Below are 22,381 nucleotides of genomic sequence, written 5' to 3' on the forward strand. Positions count from 1 at the left end.
TGTGATTCTGTTGGTGTTCACGCCGCACCCTTGAGATGCTCGATCATCGCCGCGCCGACCTTGGCCGCGATCGGACACGGGTTGGTCTTATTGACTCCGTCCCCGATCTGTGGTTCGACCATGACGGTGAGTTGATCGGTCACTGCAACCCACAGTGTGCAGAGACCCGTTGATCGAAGGTTCTTAAGTTCGGCGTACGCAGCTGGATATCCGTCGATCGTCGTGGGTTCGAAGAGTTCGTACTTGTGAGCGTCATTGTTGGTGTAGAGATCGCCCAGGCCATTCTTGTTCTCCGGCAGAGGTGAAACGTCGACCGAGTTCACTGAGGATGTTTGTGACGTCCACCTGCAACCCGGGGCACCAGCGAGGTTGAGGGGCTTCGACACAGTCAGTAGCCCGATCGTGTCGGCTTGGGTGGCAGAGAGCGCTTGGCACGGATCGCTAAGGATCGCAGCAGTTGGGAGGGCCGCGGGGACCTTGGGAGCTGATGCTGATGGAGAATTGGTCGCAGAAGAGGTGCCTGGAGGCGTGGTCGACGGTGTCCCAGTCGTGGTGTGGCTTGAGCAGGCGGTAAGGATGCTCGCGGCGGCCAACACGCCGACGCCGACTCGGACCGTTCGAGACGTGCTCACACAACGCCCTTTCCCTGTTTTGCGACTGCCTGGTGGGCATCGTCCTCGGCCTGCTGAGTCTGGCCGCTGGCCTTCTGTAGCGCGGCGATATAGTTCTCTACGTACTGCACCATACGATTGTGTTGATCGAGCAGAGTACTTCCAGAAGGCCCGGCGGCGTTGATGAAATCGCCGCTCGCGAACTCCTTACCTGGCGCGGTCACGCTTGCGACTCTGCCGGCGATCGTTACATCGCCCTTGAGGTCGTCCAGCAGGTTTTGCCACTGCGTGATGACGGCCCCGACTTCGTCGGCGGAGAACTTGTACCCGCCGGACTGGCCGTTGCTGCCGACTTGGATGGCGGCGGGTGGCGGCACGCTGGTCAAGGTGTCCACGGGCGCGTTGGCGTTCGGTCGCTGTCCTGGCTGCGTCATCCCCGGGATCCCCTTCGGCCTTCCTGGTGCCCGCATCGGCGAGATCGAGTTTCGATGCTAGCGCACGCACCCCGGTTCGTTCTCGCAAACAGCTACATCGCGTGACTGTTAGGGTTCGGCCATGCGGCGCCGCCCCCCGGCACAGCCGGTACCGATCACCAGCCCGGCCGTGGCGACCGTGTTCACCATGGTCCTCACCCAGGGCCCGATCTCCCGCGTCGACGTCGCCCGCTCGACTGGCCTGTCGTCGGCGGCGGTGACCAAGGCCGCGCGGCCGCTCATCGAAGCCGGGTACCTCGAAGAACTTCCCGGCGTCGAGCGCAAGGTCGCGGGCGCCGGACGGCTCGCGAGCCCCCTCGCGGTCCGCGCCGAGCGCGAGTCGTTCATCGGGATCAAGGTCACCGGCGACGAGGTCATCGGCGTGCTGACCGACCTGCGGGCCGACGCGCGCGCGATCCGACGGCTGCGGCCGGCCGGCGGCGAGGTCGGGTCCGTGGTCGCCGCGATCGCCGACGTCGTCGCGGACCTGGACGCCGACGGGCGCTGCGGACGGATCGGTATCGCGATCTCCGGCGACGTCGACCGCGCGGGCGGAAAGGTGCGCTACAGCCCGTTTCTCGGCTGGCGAGACGTGCCGCTTGCCGAGCTCGTCGAGGACGCCACCGGGCTGATAGCGACCGTCGAGAACGACGTCAAGGCGCTCGCGATGGCCTCGCACTGGTTTGGCGACGGCGTCGGCGCGGACACGTTTGCACTGGTCACGGTCGGTTCGGGGATCGGCTGCGCGCTGGTGATCGACGGCCGTCTCGTCGCCGGCGCACGCGGGGTGGCGGGCGAAATCGGGCACATCCCGGTCGGCGGGGGCGAGCCGCCGTGCGCGTGCGGCGGTCGCGGGTGCGTCGAGGCCATCGCGTCCGAGCACGCCATCGTGACGAAGGCGCGAGCCGTCACCGGACGTCTTCGCCTCGAGATGAGCGACGCGATCGACCTCGCTCACGGCGGCGACGAAGGCGTGCGCACTGTGTTCGCCGAAGCGGGACACGCGATCGGCCTCGGCTTGGCTGCCATGGTGAACCTCGTCGGACCCGAACGCGTTGTGGTGTCCGGTGAAGGTCTCGCGGCGTACGACCTGTTCGAGGAGCACCTTCGGACGGCGTTCGAGTCGCAGGCGTTCGGTTCGGCGGCGTGCCCGCTGATCGTGCGGCCGCTGCCGTTCGAGGAGTGGGCCCGCGGCGCGGCCGCGGTGAGCATCCAGGAGCACCTGAGCCTCTGAGTCGATTTGTTTCTTGACGAAGTTAATCAATCGGACGTACGGTTCGCGATACCCGATCCGTGGAGGAACAACGATGTTCTCCCGTCGTTTTTTGAGGTATGCCCTGGTCGTGCCCCTGCTGGCGGCCTCCGTGCTCGCGACCGTCACCACTCCCGCCTCCGCGCGGACCGGCTTTTCGGCCCCTTTCATGGGCTGGAGCAGCTGGAGCAACGAGTCCTCGACCCGCGCCGGCTACGGCACCGCGTGGCTCACCGAGGACAACATCAAGAACGCGACTGACGCCGTCGCGACGAAACTCAAAGGGGCCGGCTACAGCTACGTCAACATCGACGCCGGCTGGAACGCGACCCTCGCCTGGAGTTTTCACAGTGACGCCAACGGAATCCCCGACCCTGATCCCACCCGGTTCCCCGACGGCATCAGCGGCGTCGCGAACTACATCCACGGCAAGGGTCTCAAGGCGGGGGTTTACCTGGCCGCGGGCCTGGAACAAGAGGCGTACAACAAGAACGCCGCGATCGCCGGGACCAGCTGCCACGTGCAGGACATCGTCGTCCTCCCGCTGACCGCCACCAACAAATGGGGCGGTAACTGGAAAATCGACTACAGCAAGCCCTGCGCGCAGTCCTACCTCAACTCTATCGTGAACAAGTTCGCGTCGTGGGGCGTCGACTTCCTCAAGGTCGACGGCGTGACCTTGGACAACGTCCCGGACATCAAGGCGTACTCGCAGGCGATCGACCAGTCCGGCCGGTCGATCTGGCTCACCGCGAGCGCCTGGCCCGTCGACCTGTCAGCGGCGGACGGCCTGAGCCCGTACGCGAACGGCGTCCGCGTCGACACCGACGTCGAGTGCTACTGCGGCACCACGTCCAGCTGGGGCAGCTCGGTCAGCGCGCGCTGGAACGACCTGCCGAACTGGTTGAGCCACATGAATTCCAACTATCTTCCGGACCTGGATTCCATGCCCATCAACAACAACACCGGCAGCGCGTTGCAGGATGGGCTCAACGACACCGAACGCCAGTCGGTCATGACGTTCTGGTCCATGGCCTCCTCGCCGCTGTACGTCGGCGGTGACATCTACTTCATGGACAACTCGGCGATCTCGATCCTGAGCAACCCCGAGGTGATCGCCGTCGACCAGTCGGCCGTGGTGCCGACGCGGATCACGTCGGGCAACTCGCAGGTGTGGAAGAAGGTCATCGGCGGTAGCACTTACGCGGCCGTCTACAACCTGGGCTCGTCGTCGGCGAACATCGCGGTCAACTGGAGTGCGTTGGGGCTCAGCGGAAGCAAGAGCGTCCGCGACCTCGTCTCGCGCAGCGACCTCGGGGCCTTCAACGGCAGCTGGACCGCGTCCAACGTCCCTGCCCACGGCTCCCGCCTGATCAAGATCAGCTAACGACTCGTGAGTGTTCCGGCCGATGAGAACCGGCCGGAACACTCACGAGTCCTAGACCTCGGCGTTCGCTCGGGAACCTTGTTGCAGGGCAAGGCCTTTCGGGGTGGCGAGGCGGGTGATGAGGCTGAACGCGCCTTCGCAGAGCAGGGCCAGCACGATGACGGCGATCGCGCCGCCGATGATCTCGCCGTTGCCGCTCGCGCCCAGCGCGAAGCCGTCGACGATGTAGCGCCCGAGCCCGCCGCCGTCGTTCACGATCGCTCCGATCGCGACGGTCGCCACCAGTTGCAGGAACGCGACGCGCGCGCCGGCGAGGATCACGGGCAGGGCCAGCGGGAGTTCGATGCGCGTCATCAACTGCCACTCCGTGTACCCCGTGCCGCGCGCGGCGTCGACGACGTCTTGGTCGAGCGAGACGACACCGGCGTACGTGTTCGTAAACAGCGGCGGCATTCCCAGCGCGACGAGCGCCAGCAGCAGCGGCCAGAAGTCGGTGTTCGCGCCCCAGTGGCTGGCCAGGAACCAGAACAGGATGATCAGCCCGAAACTCGGGATCGCGCGGCCGATGTTGACCGCGCTGGTCGCCAGGAACTCGGCTTTGCGGTAGTGCGCGAGCAACAGCGCGAGCGGCACGGTCAGCAGCGCCGCGACGGCGAGCGAAAGCAGTGAGAACTCGAGGTGCTGCACGGTCCTGAACGGGATGCCGTTTGGGTCGGTCCAGCTCCAGCGGTTCGGCTCGCCGAACCAGTCGATTGCCTGGTTGAGGACGCTCATCGCGCACGCACCTTCCGGGCCCACGGCGCCAGCGCGCGTTCGCTCAGCCACAGGAGCAGGTCGACGGCGACAGCCAGCAGTACCGACAGGACGATCCCGACGATGATCGACGTCGAGTTGGGAGTGCTGGTCTGGATGCCGATCAGGATGAAGTACCCGAGCCCGCCCTTGCCGAGCATCGACGTCACGGTCACCAGTCCGATCGTGGTCACCGCCGCGACCCGGAGCCCGGCGATGACCACCGGCAGCGCCAGCGGGAGCTCGATCTGCCACAGCAGCCGCCGCCGGGTGAAGCCCATCCCGACCGCGGCTTCCCGGACGTCGGTGGGCACCTGGTCGACGCCGGTGATGATATTGCGGACCAGGATCAACAGCGTGTAGCTCGCCAGCGGGATGACCGCAGTGGTGAAGGTGAACCCGAAGAACGGCACCAGCAGCGCGAACGCCCCGAGGCTCGGGATCACGTACAGCGCGCCGGTCGCGCCGATCGCGATCGGGTAGAACCACCGCCAGCGCAGGATGATCAGGGCCAGCCCGATCGACAGCGCCAGCCCGATGCCGAGCGCGGCCCCGGTGAGCGTGATGTGCTCGACGAGCTTCTGGACGATCTCGTCCGAGTTGCGGTCGACCCAGCGCCATTCGAAGATCGGCCGGCCGCCACCCTCGGCGACGAACTGAGACGTGAAAGGCGCTGGCACCTGCTGACCTTACCCCGTTTGGGCACCCGGAATTCCGACAGTTGGGATTTGTGCGTGTTTTCTCCCAGCATGTGGATTCTGTCGTTACCCACAGATAGGGTCCTGAAGCCTTAGCCGAGTTTTGGGAGTGTGTATTTTCATGCGCTGGACACGAAGTCTTCGAGTGGCCGCGGTGCTCGCCGTAGGTGCCCTCGGTTTGACAGCTTGTGGGGGCAGCGACGCTCCGGCCGCGGCACCGAGCAAGGGCGGCTCGCCGATCGTGGTGGCGTCGTTCAACTTCACCGACAGCCAGATCCTCGCCGAGCTCTACGCGCAGGCGCTGGAGGCCAAGGGCTACCCGATCACGCGGAAGCTCAACCTCGGCACCCGCGAGCTGATCTACCCGGAGCTGAAGAAGGGCGACCTGCAGTTCCTGCCCGAGTACCAGGGCGCGGCCATCCAGACCGGGTTCAGCGGTACGCCACAGAAGGACGCCGCGGGTGAGCACACGCAGCTCAGCGGCCTGTTCGCGCCGTTCAACGTCGGGTTGCTGAACTTCGCGCCCGCAGAGAACAAGAACACCTTCATCGTCAAGTCCGACCTGGCGAAGCAGAAGGGGCTCACCAAGCTGAGCGACCTGAAGAAGCTGGACAAGTTCGTCCTCGGTGGCGGCCCCGAGTGCGCGACGCGCATTCCGTGCTTCAAGGGCCTGACCGACGTCTACAAGCTGACCAACGCGTCGTTCAAGGCCATCCAGACCGAGGGCCCGCGGCTCGAGCAGCTCAAGTCCGGGGTGCTCACCGGCATGGTCGTCGACTCGGTGGACCCGCTCGCCGGTGACCCGGCCTACACCGTCCTCACCGACGACCTGGGCATCGTCCCGACCGAGAACATCGTCCCGGCCGTCAGCAAGACGGTGCTCGACGCGCGCGGCGCCGATTTCGCCGCCGCCGTCAACGCCGTCAGCGCGAAGCTGACCACGGACGAGCTTCGCGGCCTCGACAAGAGCGTCGACTCGGACGGCCAGAACCCGGCCGACGTCGCCAAGGACTGGCTGTCCAAGCAGGGCCTCGTCTAGGGACCGGGCCACCGAAAGCGCGCCCGGTGTCGTCGTGGGATCGTAACTACGACGGCCCACGACGACACCGGGAGTGAGAATGGCAAAGGTCACGGCCACCGCGGAGCGCACGATCGACGCCCCGCTGGAGAAGGTGCGCGCGCTCGTGGCGGACTACAGCGACACCCGCCCCAAGATCCTCACCGAGCAGTACCTGGACTACGAGGTCGCCGAGGGCGGCAGTGGCGCCGGTACAAAGGCCAGCTGGAAGCTGCAGGCGACATCGAAGCGCGTCCGCTCCATCGCCGCGACGGTCACCGAGCCGCAGCCCGGCACCTTCGTCGAGACCGACGCGAACTCCAGCATGATCACCACCTGGACGTTGCGCGAGGCCGGCACCGGCACCCTCGTCCGCATCGAGACCAGCTGGGACGGCGCCGGCGGCATCGGCGGCTTCTTCGAGAAGACCTTCGCGCCCGGCGGGCTCAAGCGGATCTACGACGGCGTCCTGGTCAAGCTCGACAAGATCGCCTGACTCCTGTGGGTCTCCTCACAAACGGAATCATCGCCCCGGTTAGCTGGTTGTCGACCTTGGAAGCGCGGGCACCCCGCGCGATCATCTCACGAGACGTACTTGGAGTTCACCGGTGAACGCACCCGCACAGGCCACAGAGATCCACCTCGCCGCGCGCCCCCAGGGCACGCCGACGCCGGCTGACTTCTCCATTGTGGACATCGAAATCCCGAAGCCGGCCGACGGGCAGATCCTCGTCCGCAACCTGGTCCTCAGTGTCGACCCGTACATGCGGGGCCGGATGAGCGACGCGAAGTCCTACGCGGCGCCGTACGAGATCGGCCAGGTGATGACCGGCGGCGCGCTCGGCGAGGTCATCGAATCCACTGTGGACGCCTTCAAGCCCGGTGACACCGTGCTGCACCAGGCCGGCTGGCGGACCCACGCCGCCATCGACGCCAAGCACGCGGTCAAGGTCGACCCGGCCGCCGCGCCGCTGACGACGTACCTCGGTGTGCTCGGCATGACCGGGCTCACCGCGTATGCCGGCCTGTTCGAGACCGCCGAGTTCAAGGCGGGTGACACGGTGTTCGTCTCCGGCGCGGCCGGCGCCGTCGGCTCCATCGTCGGGCAGCTCGCGAAGCTCAAGGGCGCCAAGCGCGTCATCGGCAGCGCGGGTTCGGCGGAGAAGGTGCGCCACCTGATCGACGACCTCGGCTTCGACGCCGCCTTCAACTACAAGGACAGCCCGGTCGCCGAGCAGCTCCGCGAGGCCGCGCCCGAGGGCATCGACGTCTACTTCGACAACGTCGGCGGCGAGCACCTCGAAGCGGCCATCAGCTCGATGAACCTGCACGGCCACATGGCCATCTGCGGGATGATTTCGCAGTACAACGCCACCGAGCCGGCGTCGGCGCCGCGCAACCTGAGCCAGATCATCGCGAAGCGCTTCACCATGCGCGGCGTGCTGGTCGGCGACCACTTCGGCCTCCAGCCGAAGTTCGTCGCCGAGGTCGCCCCGCTGGTCGCCGGTGGTGAGCTGAAGTACGCCGAGACCGTCGTCGAGGGCATCCGCACCATGCCGCAGGCGTTCATCGACATGCTCGCCGGTGCCAATACCGGCAAAATGCTCATCCGCGTTGCCGGCTGACCCCGCTCAGTAATCTTTTCCGAGGCTGTTACGAGTACGTATCCTGTACTCGTAACAGCCTCGGGTGCGTTTAGTGGAAATAGATCACAGACGTGATTCCCGTGGGTTTCGGATACGACAGTGGGACGAACGTCACCGCTGCCGGTTACCTTGTTGCGCAGCAAATCCGCACGTGGTGGGATCTACACCACGATTATTGGGCTATTCGGCGTAGCGGAGTTGACTGCCTCCCTGCCGCTGCTTACCGTGCATCGCGGGCGAAGCCGACCACGTTGTTTGATCACGAACTCCAACCGCAGTGTGTTGATCCGGCTTGAGCAACCCGGGGTAATGAAATCCCGGCGGACCCCGATATGAAGACTGCCGGAAGGAAAACGGACTGCGGTGAAGCGGATCTCCCTGCGACGAAGCCGAGGCTCGTCAATCAGATCGCGAGTGCTCGCGATCGCCCTGATTCCGAGTATCACCCTGCTCGTGGCCGGGGTCGTGCTGGCGAGCTACCTGATCATCGGCGCGGTCGGGACGCGGTCCTTCGCCACCAAGATCCGGGACTCCGAGCAGCCGTCGATCCCGTTCTTCGTTGCCACACAGGAAGAACGCCGCGTGGCGTTGGGCGCCATCGCCGGCAACCAGACGGACCGTGCCGCGCTGGCGACGCAGCGCAGCCAGACCGACGCCGCCGCCGCGGCCGTGCTGGCCAACCTCCAGGGCTTCGTCGGCGACGTGCCGCCCAGCGTGCAGCAGAACATCGCCACCGAAGGCGCGTTGCTGGCCAAGCTGCCGCAGATGCGCCAGCAGGCCGACGCCGGCCAGCTCTCGCTCACCGCGGCGTACGACTATTACAACCAGATCATCGACCAGTTCGTACTGGGGCTGGCCGGTCTCGCCCAGGACGCGCCGGACGCGCAGAACGCCTACCTGCGCCTCATCGCCGTGCCGCTGTTCACCAGCGCCGACGAAATGGAGCGCAGCGACGCCCTGTCCGCTGCCGGAGTCGCGGCCGGCGGGCTCTCGGACGACGATTTCCGCACTTACACCGCGCAAGTCGGCGCATACCACGCCCAGCTGCTGTCCGCGGTCCCGAACATGATCCCCGAGGTCAAGGCCGGCTACGACCAGCTCGTGTCCGGCGACGCGTGGCACACCCTCACCACAGTCGAGAACTCGTTCCTCCGCAGCAGCCACCTCAGCCTCCAGGTGGCCGAGGCCGAATGGCACGGTGCGTCCCGCGACGTCGGAAACAGCCTGATGGGCCTGTTCGTCCAGCAGAGCCGCTTCGCCACGGGCTCGGCGATCGACCAGGCCGACCGCACGTTGGTGGGTTCGCTGATCGCCGCCGCGATCGCGCTGCTGCTCGCGATCGGTGTGTTCTTCGTCGCGCTGAGGCTGTCGAGCCGGCTCATCAGCAGGCTCACCAAGCTCCGCGCGGACACCCTCGACATCGCCGACGTCCGGATGCCCCAGCTCGTCATGCGCGTCCGGGCCGGTGAGGAAGTCGACCTCGACGCCGAGGTCGCGCTGCTCGACCACGGTGACGACGAGATCGGCCAGGTCGCCGAGGCGTTCAACAAGGCCCAGCAGACCGCGATCGCGGCGGCGCTGGACGAGGCGAAAATGCGGGAGGGCACCAAGGCCGTCTTCTTGAACATCGCGCACCGCAGCCAGGTCATCGTGCACCGCCAGCTCAAGGTGCTCGACCAGGCCGAGCGCAAGCAGGAGGACCCGGACCAGCTGGACACGCTGTTCCAGCTCGACCACCTCTCCACCCGCGCGCGGCGCAACGCGGAGAACCTGATCATCCTCGGTGGCGGTCAGCCGGGAAGGCAGTGGCGGAACCCGGTCGGGCTCGCCGAAGTCGTCCGCGGCGCGTCGGCCGAGACCGAGGACTTCGCCCGCGTGAAGATGTCCAAGCTGCCGTCGATCGCGGTCAACGGACTCGTCGTCGGCGACCTCGTGCACCTGCTCGCCGAGCTGATCGACAACGCGACGGCGTTCTCGCCGCCGACGTCGAAGGTGGAGATCCGCGGGAACGTGGTCGGCCGGGGCGTGGTGATCGAGGTCGAGGATCAGGGGCTCGGCATCGAGTCCGAGGCCGCTGACGAGTTCAACGAGCTGCTCCGGAACCCGCCTGACTTCGGCATCATGGCGCTGTCGACCGAGCCGCGCCTTGGCCTCTTCGTCGTCGCGCGGCTCGCTGCCCGGCACGGCATCGCGGTGACGCTGCGCGAATCGGCGTACGGCGGCACTCGGGCGATCGTGCTCGTGAAGTCGGAGTTACTCGGCTCGCTGCCGGAACCGGAAGAAGCTCCGCCGGTCGAGGACGCAGCTCCGGCCCGGCGTCCGCGGCATCGCACCGAGGTCCCGGTCGAACCGGCGGCCGCTCCCGCGCCCGCTCCGGTGGCCGTGGCCGACCTCCCGGTGCGGCCGCGCGTCGACATGTTCCGGCCGCAGCCGCCGGCCTGGCCCGCCCAGGAACCCCGGCCCGTTCCGCAGCAGAGCCGCCCGCCGCAGTCGCACGGACCGGAGGCGCCCGGCAGGCCCCCGCTCCCGCAACGTCGTCGGCAGCAGAACCTCGTTCCGCAGCTCATGACCGAACGAACCGAGCGGCCCGTCGAGCGTGAGTCGGCGGGCGCGGGAACACCGGAGCAGGCCAGGAGCCGGCTCTCGGCGTTCCAGCAGGGCACCCGGCGTGCCCGTGACCAGGAGCCGGACCTCACCCAAGTCACCACTAATGGAGAGCAGAACTGATGGTCAATCCGGGAGTCAGTGAGCTCGACTGGTTGCTCGACGACCTGGTCAAACGGGTCGCGGGCGCCGACAGAGCCGTGGTGCTTTCGGCCGACGGCCTGCTGATCGGCCGCTCCGGCAATCTGTCCGAAGAGGACGCTGAACATCTATCGGCGGTCGCTTCGGCGTTCCAGAGCCTCGCCAGGGGCACGGGACGGCATTTCGGCGGCGGCAACGTGCGGCAGACCATGGTCGAGATGGACCACGCGTTCCTCTTCGTCACCGCGGCCGGCCGCGGGGCGTGCCTGGCGCTGCTCGCCAGTGAGAACGCGGACATCGGCATGGTCGCCTATGAGATGAACCTGATGGTCAAGCGTGTCGGGGCGGTGCTCACGTCCGCTCCTCGGGTGCCCAGTGTGCTCGACTCCGGCTCGCCATGAGACCGCGCGGAGAAGAGTGGTTCGACGAGGCGGCCGGCCCTTTGGTCCGGCCGTACGCGGTGACGGGCGGGCGCACCCGCTCGGATACGCTCGGGCTCGACCTGATCACTCTCGTCGTCGCGCTGCGGCCGCCGTCGGCGGGCATGGACGCGGAGTACGCGCGGATTCTTCGCCTGTGCCAGCATCCGCAGTCGGTGGCGGAGGTGGCCGCGCGGATCGACCTGCCGCTGCCGGTGGTCAAGGTCATGCTCAGCGATCTCATCGAACAGAAACACGTCCTGTTCCGGACCGCCGCGCCGGTGACGGACGCCCCCAACAAGCACGTACTCCAGGCGGTTCTTGATGGCATTCGTAAGCTCTGAACCACGGCGATCGCTGACCGCGAGTGCGGTGAAGATCGTTATCGCCGGCGGGTTCGGGGTCGGCAAGACCACCATGGTCGGCTCGGTGAGCGAGATCGCGCCGTTGCGGACCGAGGAGCTGATCACCGAGGCGTCCGCGGGCGTCGACGATCTTTCCGGCGTCGAGAACAAGAAGACGACGACCGTCGCGCTCGACTTCGGCCGGATCACCATCAACCCCGAGCTGATCCTGTACCTGTTCGGTACGCCGGGGCAGGATCGGTTTTGGTTCCTGTGGGACGAACTCGCCGACGGCGCCCTGGGCGCAGTCGTCCTGGCCGACACTCGCCGGCTCGACAGCTGCTTTGCCGCGGTGGACTTCTTCGAGCGTCGCGGGCTTCCGTTCGTCGTCGGCGTCAACTGCTTCGACGGCGCGTACCGCTATGGCACCGAGGAGGTCCGTGGCGCTCTCGACCTTGGCCCCGACGTGCCGATGCTGCTGTGCGACGCGCGGGACAAGGAGTCGACGAAGCAGGTCCTCGTGCGGCTGCTCGAACACCTCATGGTGACGACGTAGGGCGTTACAAAGATGTGCCCTCTTCCGCGACGCGCTCAGAGCGTCGATGATGGTGTCCATGGGAGACAGCGCATACGGACCAGGTGACGGGCCACCGCCGAGGGTTCCGGACGAAGGAGAGCTTGCCCGGGTACTCGGCGAGTACAGCATGGGTGCCTTGGCGGCGGTCCGGAAGGACGGCCATCCGCATCTGTCCACAGTGGCCTATGCGTGGGACGCCGGGCAGCGGATCGCGCGGATCTCGACGACCGCGGACCGGGCGAAGGTCGGCATGCTGCGGCGAGATCCCCGGAGCGCGCTTTATGTGTCCACTCCGGACTTCATGCTGTTCGCCGTCGGCGAGGGAGACGTCGAGATCTCGCCGGTCAGCACGGTTCCCGGCGACGCGACGGGCCTCGAACTGCTTGCCATGACCCCCGGCTACGCCGACCCCGAAGACGAGGCGGCGTACCTCAAGCAGATGGTCGCCGACCGACGCCTGGTCCTCCGCCTCCACGTCACTCGCCTCTACGGCACCTCCCTGCGCTAGCTCGTTGCACACGCATGTAACCCGCGTGCGCAAGGACCGCAACTCGACGGCGAGTTGCGGTAGTCAGGGTCGGTAAGGATCGCAACTCGACGGCGAGTTGCGTGGTCAGCCGGTGAGGACGAGGTAGGGGCCGTGGCGGGAGACGGGGTGGAAACCCAGGTGCCCCAACAGGAGCAGGCCGCGGGAGTTGCCGCGGCGGACGGTCGCGCGGAAGCGGTCGCTGCCGGTCAGCTGCCGGGCGTGGGTCAGTACGGCCGTGCCGAACGCCTCGGTGTCGCCACGGGCACGCAGGTCCGGGCGCATCGCGACGCCGACGTCCGCGACTCCGGATTGCTCATCCAGGCCGGCCACGCGGGCTTCGTCGCCGACGCAGAAGTAGCCGATCAGCTCGCCGGAAACGCCGCTGAGCACGGCAAAATAGCCGCCATCCGCGTTGGCGGGCCCCGCTTCGGCGGCCGAATCGAAGATGTCCCACGGGCCTTCTCGACGCCAGAGCGCGATCAGTTCCGCGTCGGAAGTCTCAAGTGGACTGACGCGTAACGGCGTCAGCGAGTTCAGAACACGACCGTTTTGTTGCCGTGCACGAGAACTCTGCTTTCGAGATGCCAGCGCAGTCCGCGCGCGAGCGTCACCTTCTCCACGTCCCGGCCCTTGCGAACCATGTCGGCCACCGAATCGCCGTGGTTGACGCGCATGACGTCCTGCTCGACGATCGGCCCGGCGTCGAGGTCCGCGCTGACGTAGTGGCAGGTCGCGCCGACCAGCTTGACGCCGCGGGTATACGCCTGGTGGTACGGCTTCGCGCCGACGAACGACGGCAGGAAGCTGTGGTGGATGTTCAGCGCCCGCCCCTGCCACGCCTCGCACAGCTCCGCGGGTAGCACCTGCATGAACCGCGCGAGCACGATCGCGTGCGGGTCGTGTTTGTCGACCAGCTGACGCACCCGCGCGAACGCCGCCGCCTTGCCCTCTGGGTCGCCCGCCGGGAACGGGACGTGGAAGAACGGGATGCCGTGGCCCCTGGTCACCGGGCCGAGTGTGGCGTGGTTACCGATCACCGCGCACACCCTCGCGTCCAGCTCGCCGGCGGTGACGCGGCCGAGCAGGTCGTACAGGCAGTGCCCCTCCTTCGACACGAGCAGCACCACGCGCCGCTGCTCGCCGGTGTCGTCGACCTTCCAGCCCGACTCGGCGGACAGCGCCGTCGCGACCGTGCCGAACCGCGTGCGCAGCTCTTCGACGCCGAACGGGAGCGAGTCCGCGCGGACTACCTGCCTGGTGAAGAACCAGCCCGTGTCCGGGTCGGTGTGGTAGGACGCCTCGACGATCCAACCACCCGCGTCGGCGAGGAAACCGGCGATCCCGGCGACGATCCCCATGCGGTCCGGGCAGCCGAAGGTGATGATGTAGCGACGCTCATCAGTAGGCACGGAGTCATCTTTCCCCGTGTCCGTCCGCGCCCTGTCGGCGGCTCCGGCTCAGCCCGGCGGAAATCCTCTGGAGCCGCAGGCGCCTGCCGAACTCGATCGCCCCGACGAGCGCCAGCCCGAGGCCGAACGACAGCAAGAGGCCCTTCGCCGGTTCGTCGGCGAAGCCCGCTCCGCCTGCGAAGCCGATGAGCACGGCGTAGATCGCCCACAACGCCGCGCCGGCAGCGTCGAGCGGGATGAACCGGCGCAGCGGGTAGTGCAGGCTGCCGGTGGCGAGCCCGCTGGCGACGCGGCCGCCGGGCAGGTACCGGCCGGCCACGATCAGCAGCGTCGCGTGCTCGCCGACCTTCGTCCGTGCCCATTCGTAACGTCTGCGCCCGCTCGGCCCGCGCTGCAGCCGCGCGATGACGTGCGGACCCGCGCTCCGGCCGATCGCGTAGCCGAGGCAGTCGCCGGCGAACGCGCCCGCCGCGGCGAGGACCGCGAGCAGCACCAGCTTTGCCGGATCGGGGCCGAGGAGGACGGCGACGGTCAGCACGGTGGTTTCGCTCGGCATGAACGGCAGCAGGGCGTCCAGCCCGGACGTGGCGACGACGAGCACCCACAACCAGGGCGATCCCACCAGTCCCTTGAGTCCCTCGGTGACCTGTTCGACCAGTTCCACCCGCTTATCGTGGTCACCGCAGGTCGCTGTCGAGGACACGCTGGGTGACGCATCGGGGTTCGCCGGGTGAATTCACGGCGCCACGCTGCTCCAGGGCACCGTCAGCTCGCCGAGACGCCAGCGGTCGCGCCTGCCGAGCAGCGGCCAGCCGCGGTCGGCGAGCGAACGCACGGTTTCCACCCAACGCGCCTTCGCCCCGAAATTCCGCTGCGGCGCGGCGGCCGCCCAGCAGGAGTCGAGCGTCGCCATCAGCTCGTGGATCCGCTCACCCGGCACGTTGCGGTGGATCAGTGCCTTCGGCAGCCGTTCGGCCACAGTGGACGGTTGGTCGAGCGCGGAAACCTTGCAGGACAACGTGAGTGAGCGTGGGCCGTCGACGTCAACCACGAGCCACGTGCACAGTCTGCCGATCTCGTCGCAGGTCCCTTCGACGAGCAGGCCGCCGGGGGAGAGCCGGTCGGTCATGGTCTGCCAGGCGGCGGCGACGTCGGCTTCGTCGTACTGGCGCAGGACGTTGAAGGCGCGGATCAGTGCCGGCCGCGTTCCGGCGAGCTCGAACCCTCCGCGCTTGAAGTCCAGCCACGGCGGCTCGGCGGCGCTCTGGGCCACCGCGACGCGCTCGGGGTCCAGCTCCAGTCCGAGCACCCGGACACCCGGGTGCGCCACGCGCAGCCGTCGCGCCATCTCGACCGTCGTCACCGGCGACGCGCCGTACCCGAGGTCGACGACGAGGGGGTCCTCAGCGTGCCTGAGCAGCGCGGACACCCCGGGGTCGGTGGCGAGCCAGCGGTCGACCCTGCGCAGCCGGTTCGGGTTGGTGGTGCCGCGCGTCGGCGCGCCGACCGGCTTGCTCAGGCGTGCTCGGCCAGCCACTTCGCGGTGAATTCGGCTTCGCGCTGGAGCAGCTTGTTGAGTTGTTCGGCGATTCCGCTCTCGAGCTTCGCGCCGAACAGCGGGATCCGGATCCTGATCTCGCCGGTCGTGGCCAGGACGGTTTCCCCGCCGACGCTCTTCAGTTCGGTGCGGGCGGTGATCTCGCCCGGCACGCCGCTCACGCCCGCTTTCACAGTGCCCGTGTAGCCGTCGCCGGCCTTGGTGAAGGTCTGTTCGCGCTCGACGATGACGTCGCCCTTGTGCAGCGTGCGGACGGCCTGCGGCAGCAGCTCGGCGGCGATGCCGTGGCGGAGCTTGAAGCTGACGCCGTTGGTGGTCTCGGTGCGTTCGACCAGCACGGCACCCTTGCCGCCGAGCTCCTCGAGCCGGGCGTGCAACGCCTCTTCGCCGGCAGCCGCGGCCAGCACGGCCCGGACGTCCTGCGGATAGGTTGCGCGGTGCTCGATACGGGATCCCATGCCCCGGACAGTACCGTTTCGCGATGTGAGCACTGTCGAAACTCCAACTCAGGCGACCCTGGCGAGCCACACCACCCTGCGGCTCGGTGGTCCGGCGGAGGCGTACGCCGAGGCCCTCACGTCAGAGCGGCTCGTCGAACTGGTCCGGGCGGCCGACGACGCCGGGGTGAACGTCCTCCTGCTGGGCGGCGGGTCCAACCTCGTGGTCGCCGACGCCGGTTTCGCCGGGACTGTCGTGCGCGTGGCCAACCAGGGCTGGGGCTTCTCGGCCGAGGGGCCTGACTTCACCAGCGGTGTCGTCGACGTCCAGGCCGGGCAGAACTGGGACGAGTTCGTCGCGGCGATGGTCGGCGAAGGTGTCGGCGGGCTCGAGTGCCTGTCAGGGATCCCCGGTTCGGCCGGTGCGACACCGATCCAGAACGTCGGCGCGTACGGGTCCGAGATCAGCGACACGCTGGTCTCGATCGAGTTCTACGACCGCGCCGCCCGCGAAGTCCGCACGATGACCGCGGCCGACCTGAAGTTCGCGTACCGCTCAAGTGTGCTGAAGGGCACGGACACCGGTGTCGTGCTGAGCGTCCGGTTCCGGCTCAGCTCGGACGGCCTGTCAGCGCCCATCCGGTACGCCGAACTCGCCCGCACACTGGGTGTCGAGCCGGGCGAGCGCGTCCCGGTGGCGCAGGCGCGTGAGGCCGTGCTGGCGCTGCGGCGAAGCAAGGGCATGGTGCTCGACACGGCCGACCACGACACGTGGAGTGCCGGGTCCTTCTTCACCAACCCGATCGTGCCTACTGCCGACGTCGACGAGGTCCTCGCCGGGATCACCGCCTCCGTCGGCCCGGACGTGAAGGTGCCCAGCTACCCCGCTGAAGGCGGCGTGAAGCTCTCCGCAGCCTGGCTCATCGAGCGCGCGGGCTTCGCGAAGGGCCATGAGGGCCCGGGCGGCCGCGTTTCGCTGTCGACGAAGCACACCCTCGCGCTCACCAACCGCGGCACAGGCTCGACGGACGACCTCCTGGCGTTGGCGCGCGAAGTCCGCGACGGGGTCCTCGCCCGCTTCGCCGTCGAACTCCGCCCCGAACCCCTCCTGATCGGCTGCGCGCTTTAGACCCGCACCCGCCGCTTCACACGGATCCCATCGGACAAACCCGGCAACCCGGGCCGGTCGTGGTACGTCTTTAAGGACGTAAGCGGCTTACGGGAGGTAGACGGGTGATCGAACGGCGCATGGTGTTCAAGGCCGCGCTCGCCGCGGGGGCTGCTGTCTTCGTCGCGGCCTGCAGCAGCGAAAACGGCGGCAACGCCACGGTTCCGGGTGGCGGTCGGAACCCGGTCCCTGAGCAGCCGCAGGCGAAGATCACCGCTCAGCCCGCGGTCGACGCCAAGGACGTCGCAGTTCGGACGCCGGTCGTGGTCAAGGTCACCGAAGGCAAGCTGACCGATGTCAAGGTGACCGCCGACGGCAAGGCCGTCGGCGGCGCAACGAGCGCCGACGGCCTCACCTGGACCAGCTCGGAGACCCTCGTGTACAGCAAGACTTACACGTACGCGGCGAAGGCCGTCGGCGCAGACAACAAGCCGGTCGAGCTCAACGGCACCTTCACCACGTTCAAGCCCGCCAAGCAGATCCGCGCCACGCTGAACCCGGCGGACCGCGCGGAGGTCGGCGTCGCGATGCCGATCAGTGTGAAGTTCGCCTCGGCTGTCCAGGACCGCGCGGCCGCCGAGAAGGCGCTCACCGTCAAGACCTCGAAGAACGTCGAGGGCGCGTGGGCCTGGCTGTCGGACACGCAGGTCGACTGGCGCCCCAAGGACTACTGGCCGTCGAACATCGAGGTCAACGTCGGCGCGAAGCTCTACGGCGTGGACCTAGGCGGCGGCAGCTTCGGGAAAGCCGACGTCACCAGCAAGTTCACCATCGGGCGCAACCAGGTCGTCAAGATCAACACCCCCGAGCACCGGATGAACGTCTACCGCGGCGGCTCGGTCCACAAGACGTACCCGTGCAGCAACGGCCTCGACTCGGTCACCGATCGCAACACCCCCAACGGCACCTACATCGTGATGACTCGCGAGGCCACCGCGCGGTTCGACAACGCGCGCTACGGGTACACCAACGTCAACAAGAAGTGGGCCTGCCGGATCTCCAACCACGGTGAGTACATCCACGAGAACCAGGACAACGCCGGCGCGATCGGCCGGACGAACAACTCGCACGGCTGCGTCAACCTGCTGGAATCCGACGCGAAGGACTACTACGACTCGGCCCTCATCGGCGACCCGGTGGAGATCACCGGCTCGAACCTGGCGGGCCCGATCAACTCGGACGTCCGGGACTGGCTGTTCGACTGGAAGAGCTGGCAGTCGAAGTCGGCGCTGTAGTCCTTCCGACCTGCAGCCCTCTAACCTGGAGCGTCGGGTAGGCGTCAGGCGAGGAGCAGCGAGTGAATACCGAAGTCGTCGGCTCGGGCGGGGTACGGCTCGGTCTGCGGGTCGAGGGACTGGCCAACACGCGATCGCTGGTGTTCGTGCACGGCTGGGCGCAGTCGTCGCAGGCGTGGGCTCCGCAGTTCGCCGATGCGGCGCTGGTCGACGAGTTCCGCCTGGTCGCGATGGACCTGCGTGGCCACGGCAAGTCCGACGTGCCGGTGCACGGCTACGACGATTCGCGGAACTGGGCGGACGACCTCGCCACGGTCCTGGAGTTCGCCGGTCCGGGCGCGATCGTCGTCGGCTGGTCCTACGGCGGCCTCGTTCTCGCCGACTACCTGCGCGTGCACGGAACCGCACAGCTGGCCGGCATCGTGCTCGTCGGCGCGATCACCGAGATCGGCCGAGGCCGCGCCGGCGGGCGGGTCGGTCCGGCGATGCGGGCCGCGATGCCGGCGGCGCTGTCCGACGAACCGCAGGTGGCCGTGCCCGCACTGGTCACCTTCGGTGAGGCGATGACGTCGCGGCCGTTGCCCGGCGCGTACGCTCAAGCGCTGCTCGGCTCGAGCCTGTCCGTGCCGCCGTCCGTCCGGGGCGCCTTGTTCCGGCGTGACGTCGGCAGCGAAGACGTCTTGGCTGCCATCGACGTTCCCGCGCTGGTCATCCACGGTAGGAATGACAAGATCGTCGACCCGAGTGCGGGAGAATACGCGGCCGGGAAGATTCCGGGGGTCCGCGCGCGTTGGCTCGAAGGTGTGGGCCATCTGCCGTTTGCCGAGGCCCCCGCGGAATTCAACGCGGAGCTGCGGTCGTTCGCCGAAAGCAGCTTCGCGTAGGCGACCGAGCGAGTTATCAGGAGTGAACAGGTGACCTTCTCCCTGCACGGGATTCGTCATGCCCCCCGCCGGGTGGCCGTGATGTCGGTGCACACGTCCCCGCTGGAGCAGCCGGGTACCGGCGACGCCGGCGGGATGAACGTATACATCAGCCAGACCGCCAGGGAGATGGCTCGCAGAGGCATCGAGGTCGAGGTTTTCACCCGGGCGACGTCGTCCGACCAGCCGCCGGTGGCCGAGCTGGCGCCGGGCGTCATCGTCCGGCACATTCCGGCGGGCCCGTTCGAGCCGCTCGGCCGCGACGAGCTGCCCGCGCAGCTGTGCGCGTTCACCTCGGGCGTCCTGCGGGCCGAGGCCTTCCACGAGCCGGGCTACTACGACGTCATCCACTCGCACTACTGGCTGTCCGGCCAGGTCGGCTGGCTCGCCAGGGACCGCTGGGGCGTGCCGCTCGTGCACACCGCGCACACGCTGGCGAAGGTCAAGAACGCCGCGCTCGCCGATGGCGACACCCCCGAGCCGCGGACCAGGGTCATCGGCGAGGAGCAGGTCGTGGCGGAGGCGGACAGCCTCATCGCGAACACCGCCGTCGAGGCACGTCAGCTGATCGACCTCTATGACGCCGACCCGCACGCCGTGCACGCCGTTTATCCCGGCGTCGACCTCGAGCGCTTCACCCCGGGTTCGAAGTCCGCCGCCCGCGACGCGCTTGGCCTGCCCCGTGACGCGATCGTCCTGGCCTTCGCCGGCCGCATCCAGCCGCTCAAGGCGCCGGACGTGCTCCTGCGTGCGGGCGCGGAGCTGCTGCACCAGCGTCCCGAACTGGCGGACAGGCTGGTCCTGATGATCGTCGGCGGCCCGTCCGGAACGGGGTTGGAGCAGCCGCAGGCCCTGCGCGAGCTGGCGGTTTCGCTCGGCATCGAGAAGCACACGCGGTTCCTGCCGCCGCAGCCCGGCCAGGCGCTCGTCGACGTCTACCGCGCGGCCGACGTCGTCGCGGTCCCGAGCTACAACGAGTCCTTCGGGCTCGTCGCGTTGGAGGCGCAGGCCTGCGGAACGCCAGTGGTGGCGGCCGAGGTCGGCGGGCTGCCGGTGGCCGTGGTGCACGGGGTGTCCGGGCTTCTCGTGCCGTCGCACGCGGCGGGGGAGTGGGCGGGCGCGCTGGCCAGCGTCGCGCTGCGGCCCGGACGGCACGCGGAGCTGTCGGCCAACGCCGTCGCGCACGCGCGCCGCTTCTCGTGGGGCAGGACGACGGAAGCCCTGCTAGACACGTACTCGCAGGCGGCGAACTCGTTCCGCAGGTCGCTCGAACTCCTGCCGGAGGTCGCCGTATGACGTTGGATTCGCTCGTCCGCTCCGCCCTGGACAAGGCGGAGATCAAGTACGAAACCCGAGGTGACGGCAAGTTCTTCGTCACGTTGCCCGGCACCAAGAAGCTGCAGACGAACGCGTGGCTCATCGCCGGGGATCACGCTTTCGCGGTCGAGGCGTTCGTTTGCCGCCACCCGGACGAAGCCCACGAAGCGGTCTACCGGTTCCTCCTGCGCCGCAACGCGCGGCTCTACGGCGTGCACTACACGATCGACGGCAGCGGCGACATCTACCTGGTCGGCCGGTTCGGCCTGGACACCATCTCCGAGGACGAGTTGGACAAGATCCTCGGGCAGGTGCTCGAAGCGGCCGACGGCGACTTCAACACGCTGCTGGAGATCGGCTTTTCGACGTCGATCAAGCGCGAATGGGACTGGCGGGTGTCACGCGGTGAGTCGCTGGCGAACCTGGAGGCGTTCAAGCACCTCGTCGAGCCCGCTCACGGTCATGAACCAGGAGCCTTGACCGAGTCGTGACAGGGGCCGTGCAACGGGCTTAGGCGCCCGCTCGTCTCTCCGGTATCACTCTGGAGGGAAGAGGAACGGATGAGACTCGGATCAAGACGTGTGGCCGGCCTCGTGCTTGCGACAGGGGTCCTCGCGTCGCTCGCCGGCTGTACGGGGCAGGGGACCAGCAGCTCGAGCATGGTCGCGCCGGCTCCCAACGCCGCGTCGGCCAATGCGCCCGACGCGGCCAACGGCAAGTCCGCCGCCGCGGCGGTGCCGGACGGCCAGGTGGCCGCGGCCGAACGCAAGCTCGTGCGGACAGCCACCCTCTCGCTGACGGCCCCCGACGTCGCCGCCGCGGTCGGGAAGGCGCGGCAGGTCGTCACCGGGCTCGGCGGCTACACCGGCGCGGAGAACAGCAGCCCCGGCTCGGCGACGCTGACGCTCGCGGTGCCGGCCGGGAAGCTCGACACCGCGTTGACGCAGCTCTCGGCTGTCGGCACGGTCACCAGCCGGCTGGAGAACACCCAGGACGTCACCGAGCAGTCCGTCGATGTCGCTTCGCGGCTGGCGACCCAGCGGGCGAGCGTCGCGCGTATGCGTGACCTGCTCGCGAAGGCGACTTCGGTGGGCGACATCGCGTCGATCGAGGGCGAGCTGACGTCCCGCGAAGCCGACCTGGAATCGCTGCAGAACCGGAGTGACGCGCTCGCGGGCAGCGTCGCGATGTCCACGGTGACCTTGAGTTTCTCCGCGGTTGTCCCGCCGCCTCCGCCGGTTCCGCAGAACGCCGGCGGGTTCGCTGGCGGGCTGTCCGACGGCTGGCACGCGTTCGGGGTTTTCGCGAGCGGCGCGTTCAAGGTGCTCGGCGCGCTGGCGCCGTTCCTCGTGCTGCTCGGCGGTCCGCTGGGGGTCGGGTACTGGTGGCTCCGGCGCCGACGTCGGGCGGCTGAGCTCTCCTGACCCCGTGGGGCGGGAGGCGGGACGGCTCGAGGGAGGGGGGAGTCGCGATCTCGAGCCGTCCCGCTGACGTTCCCGCCTTCTGGACCCGGTGGCGAGGGGGGTGCCAACGGGGCCGGCGGGCCACGGCTCGGCAGGGGGAGACGAGCCGTGGGCATCACCCGCGCGGTCGGGGAGTGCGTGGATCCGACCGAGCGGGACGGGGTTCAACCTGTCAGATATCGACCTGTAATCACAAGACTACTCGTTAGTCCGTTCGAGTGAATTCTTCCGTAGGGGTTAACGGAGCGGAGTCCTGATGAGCGGGATCATGTCTTGTTGTCACACAGGATTCTGTTCGGGTGAAGGTGTTACCAGCGGGTAACACACTCTGGGTAGAAGGT

The 22,381-nt window shown here is 68.2% G+C and carries 25 protein-coding genes; 16 read left to right on the top strand and 9 right to left on the bottom strand.

Going from position 1 to position 22,381, the window contains the following annotated elements; all coding sequences use genetic code 11:
- Positions 1-17: 17 nt before the first annotated feature.
- A complete protein-coding gene (locus JWQ81_RS28185) occupies positions 18-632 on the bottom strand; it encodes a DUF3558 domain-containing protein (protein ID WP_366942344.1) in 615 nt (204 codons plus the stop codon).
- Positions 629-1,045 carry a hypothetical protein gene (locus tag JWQ81_RS28190; RefSeq protein ID WP_297546195.1) on the bottom strand — a complete coding sequence of 139 codons (417 nt, stop codon included), beginning with the start codon at positions 1,043-1,045 and terminating at the stop codon, positions 629-631. The genes JWQ81_RS28185 and JWQ81_RS28190 overlap by 4 nt, the downstream gene beginning before the upstream one ends.
- A 121-nt stretch (positions 1,046-1,166) precedes the next feature.
- On the opposite strand from JWQ81_RS28190, the gene JWQ81_RS28195 reads away from it, so the two are divergent.
- Positions 1,167-2,318, top strand: coding sequence for an ROK family protein (locus JWQ81_RS28195; RefSeq protein WP_297546197.1), 1,152 nt, complete (start codon positions 1,167-1,169; stop codon positions 2,316-2,318).
- A 73-nt stretch (positions 2,319-2,391) separates the two neighbouring features.
- The gene (locus JWQ81_RS28200; RefSeq protein ID WP_297546198.1) at positions 2,392-3,723 is read left to right on the top strand and encodes a glycoside hydrolase family 27 protein; all 1,332 of its coding nucleotides are present in this window, start codon (positions 2,392-2,394) and stop codon (positions 3,721-3,723) included.
- A gap of 51 nt (positions 3,724-3,774) precedes the next feature.
- Here JWQ81_RS28200 and JWQ81_RS28205 read toward each other — a convergent pair whose 3' ends face one another.
- On the bottom strand, positions 3,775-4,497 hold the full coding sequence (locus JWQ81_RS28205) for an ABC transporter permease (protein WP_297546199.1): 723 nt from the start codon (positions 4,495-4,497) through the stop codon (positions 3,775-3,777).
- The gene (locus JWQ81_RS28210; protein ID WP_297546200.1) at positions 4,494-5,195 is read right to left on the bottom strand and encodes an ABC transporter permease; all 702 of its coding nucleotides are present in this window, start codon (positions 5,193-5,195) and stop codon (positions 4,494-4,496) included. The genes JWQ81_RS28205 and JWQ81_RS28210 overlap by 4 nt, the downstream gene beginning before the upstream one ends.
- A gap of 139 nt (positions 5,196-5,334) precedes the next feature.
- Between JWQ81_RS28210 and JWQ81_RS28215 the strand changes: the two genes are divergently transcribed.
- The 8 genes from JWQ81_RS28215 to JWQ81_RS28250 all read left to right on the top strand — a co-directional run bounded on the left by JWQ81_RS28215 (position 5,335) and on the right by JWQ81_RS28250 (position 12,509).
- Positions 5,335-6,252: an ABC transporter substrate-binding protein gene (locus tag JWQ81_RS28215; RefSeq protein WP_297546201.1), complete on the top strand. Its 918-nt coding sequence runs from the start codon at positions 5,335-5,337 to the stop codon at positions 6,250-6,252.
- A 79-nt stretch (positions 6,253-6,331) separates the two neighbouring features.
- Positions 6,332-6,766, top strand: a complete 435-nt coding sequence (locus tag JWQ81_RS28220) for an SRPBCC family protein (protein WP_297546202.1) — start codon at positions 6,332-6,334, stop codon at positions 6,764-6,766.
- 112 nt (positions 6,767-6,878) lie between these two features.
- Entirely contained in the window at positions 6,879-7,895 is a 1,017-nt protein-coding gene (locus JWQ81_RS28225; RefSeq protein WP_297546204.1) for an NADP-dependent oxidoreductase, read from the top strand.
- Between the two features lie 435 nt (positions 7,896-8,330).
- Positions 8,331-10,643 (top strand): nitrate- and nitrite sensing domain-containing protein, encoded by a 2,313-nt coding sequence (locus JWQ81_RS28230; protein WP_297546205.1) that lies wholly within the window; start codon positions 8,331-8,333, stop codon positions 10,641-10,643.
- On the top strand, positions 10,643-11,062 hold the full coding sequence (locus JWQ81_RS28235) for a roadblock/LC7 domain-containing protein (RefSeq protein WP_297546206.1): 420 nt from the start codon (positions 10,643-10,645) through the stop codon (positions 11,060-11,062). Before JWQ81_RS28230 ends, JWQ81_RS28235 begins: the two co-directional genes overlap by 1 nt.
- Entirely contained in the window at positions 11,059-11,424 is a 366-nt protein-coding gene (locus JWQ81_RS28240) for a DUF742 domain-containing protein (RefSeq protein WP_297546207.1), read from the top strand. The genes JWQ81_RS28235 and JWQ81_RS28240 overlap by 4 nt, the downstream gene beginning before the upstream one ends.
- Positions 11,405-11,980, top strand: coding sequence for an ATP/GTP-binding protein (locus tag JWQ81_RS28245; protein WP_297546208.1), 576 nt, complete (start codon positions 11,405-11,407; stop codon positions 11,978-11,980). The genes JWQ81_RS28240 and JWQ81_RS28245 overlap by 20 nt, the downstream gene beginning before the upstream one ends.
- Before the next feature lie 58 nt (positions 11,981-12,038).
- The gene (locus JWQ81_RS28250) at positions 12,039-12,509 is read left to right on the top strand and encodes a TIGR03618 family F420-dependent PPOX class oxidoreductase (RefSeq protein ID WP_297546210.1); all 471 of its coding nucleotides are present in this window, start codon (positions 12,039-12,041) and stop codon (positions 12,507-12,509) included.
- Between the two features lie 105 nt (positions 12,510-12,614).
- Here the strand turns inward: JWQ81_RS28250 and JWQ81_RS28255 are convergent, their stop codons facing one another.
- The 5 genes from JWQ81_RS28255 to JWQ81_RS28275 form a co-directional block, all read right to left on the bottom strand.
- Positions 12,615-12,920 (bottom strand): hypothetical protein, encoded by a 306-nt coding sequence (locus tag JWQ81_RS28255; protein WP_297546212.1) that lies wholly within the window; start codon positions 12,918-12,920, stop codon positions 12,615-12,617.
- A 143-nt stretch (positions 12,921-13,063) separates the two neighbouring features.
- Positions 13,064-13,939 (bottom strand): formyltetrahydrofolate deformylase, encoded by an 876-nt coding sequence (gene purU, locus JWQ81_RS28260; RefSeq protein ID WP_297546214.1) that lies wholly within the window; start codon positions 13,937-13,939, stop codon positions 13,064-13,066.
- A 4-nt stretch (positions 13,940-13,943) separates the two neighbouring features.
- The gene (locus JWQ81_RS28265) at positions 13,944-14,603 is read right to left on the bottom strand and encodes a VTT domain-containing protein (protein ID WP_297546215.1); all 660 of its coding nucleotides are present in this window, start codon (positions 14,601-14,603) and stop codon (positions 13,944-13,946) included.
- Positions 14,604-14,675: 72 nt separating this feature from the next.
- A complete protein-coding gene (locus tag JWQ81_RS28270) occupies positions 14,676-15,476 on the bottom strand; it encodes a class I SAM-dependent methyltransferase (RefSeq protein ID WP_297546216.1) in 801 nt (266 codons plus the stop codon).
- The gene (locus JWQ81_RS28275; protein ID WP_297546218.1) at positions 15,455-15,955 is read right to left on the bottom strand and encodes a DUF2505 domain-containing protein; all 501 of its coding nucleotides are present in this window, start codon (positions 15,953-15,955) and stop codon (positions 15,455-15,457) included. The genes JWQ81_RS28270 and JWQ81_RS28275 overlap by 22 nt, the downstream gene beginning before the upstream one ends.
- A gap of 25 nt (positions 15,956-15,980) precedes the next feature.
- Here JWQ81_RS28275 and JWQ81_RS28280 point away from each other — a divergent pair, with 25 nt between their 5' ends.
- The 6 genes from JWQ81_RS28280 (at position 15,981) to JWQ81_RS28305 (ending at position 22,001) form a co-directional block, all read left to right on the top strand.
- A complete protein-coding gene (locus tag JWQ81_RS28280) occupies positions 15,981-17,063 on the top strand; it encodes a UDP-N-acetylmuramate dehydrogenase (protein WP_297546220.1) in 1,083 nt (360 codons plus the stop codon).
- A 104-nt stretch (positions 17,064-17,167) separates the two neighbouring features.
- Positions 17,168-18,337, top strand: coding sequence for an Ig-like domain-containing protein (locus tag JWQ81_RS28285; RefSeq protein ID WP_297546221.1), 1,170 nt, complete (start codon positions 17,168-17,170; stop codon positions 18,335-18,337).
- 62 nt (positions 18,338-18,399) lie between these two features.
- Entirely contained in the window at positions 18,400-19,221 is an 822-nt protein-coding gene (locus JWQ81_RS28290; protein ID WP_297546223.1) for an alpha/beta hydrolase, read from the top strand.
- Between the two features lie 81 nt (positions 19,222-19,302).
- On the top strand, positions 19,303-20,556 hold the full coding sequence (gene mshA, locus JWQ81_RS28295; RefSeq protein WP_297546417.1) for a D-inositol-3-phosphate glycosyltransferase: 1,254 nt from the start codon (positions 19,303-19,305) through the stop codon (positions 20,554-20,556).
- The gene (locus JWQ81_RS28300; RefSeq protein WP_297546225.1) at positions 20,553-21,068 is read left to right on the top strand and encodes a YbjN domain-containing protein; all 516 of its coding nucleotides are present in this window, start codon (positions 20,553-20,555) and stop codon (positions 21,066-21,068) included. Before mshA ends, JWQ81_RS28300 begins: the two co-directional genes overlap by 4 nt.
- 102 nt (positions 21,069-21,170) lie before the next feature.
- Positions 21,171-22,001: a DUF4349 domain-containing protein gene (locus JWQ81_RS28305; protein ID WP_297546227.1), complete on the top strand. Its 831-nt coding sequence runs from the start codon at positions 21,171-21,173 to the stop codon at positions 21,999-22,001.
- Positions 22,002-22,381: the final 380 nt, after the last annotated feature.

The organism is Amycolatopsis sp., from assembly GCF_025464955.1.
Classification (GTDB): domain Bacteria; phylum Actinomycetota; class Actinomycetes; order Mycobacteriales; family Pseudonocardiaceae; genus Amycolatopsis.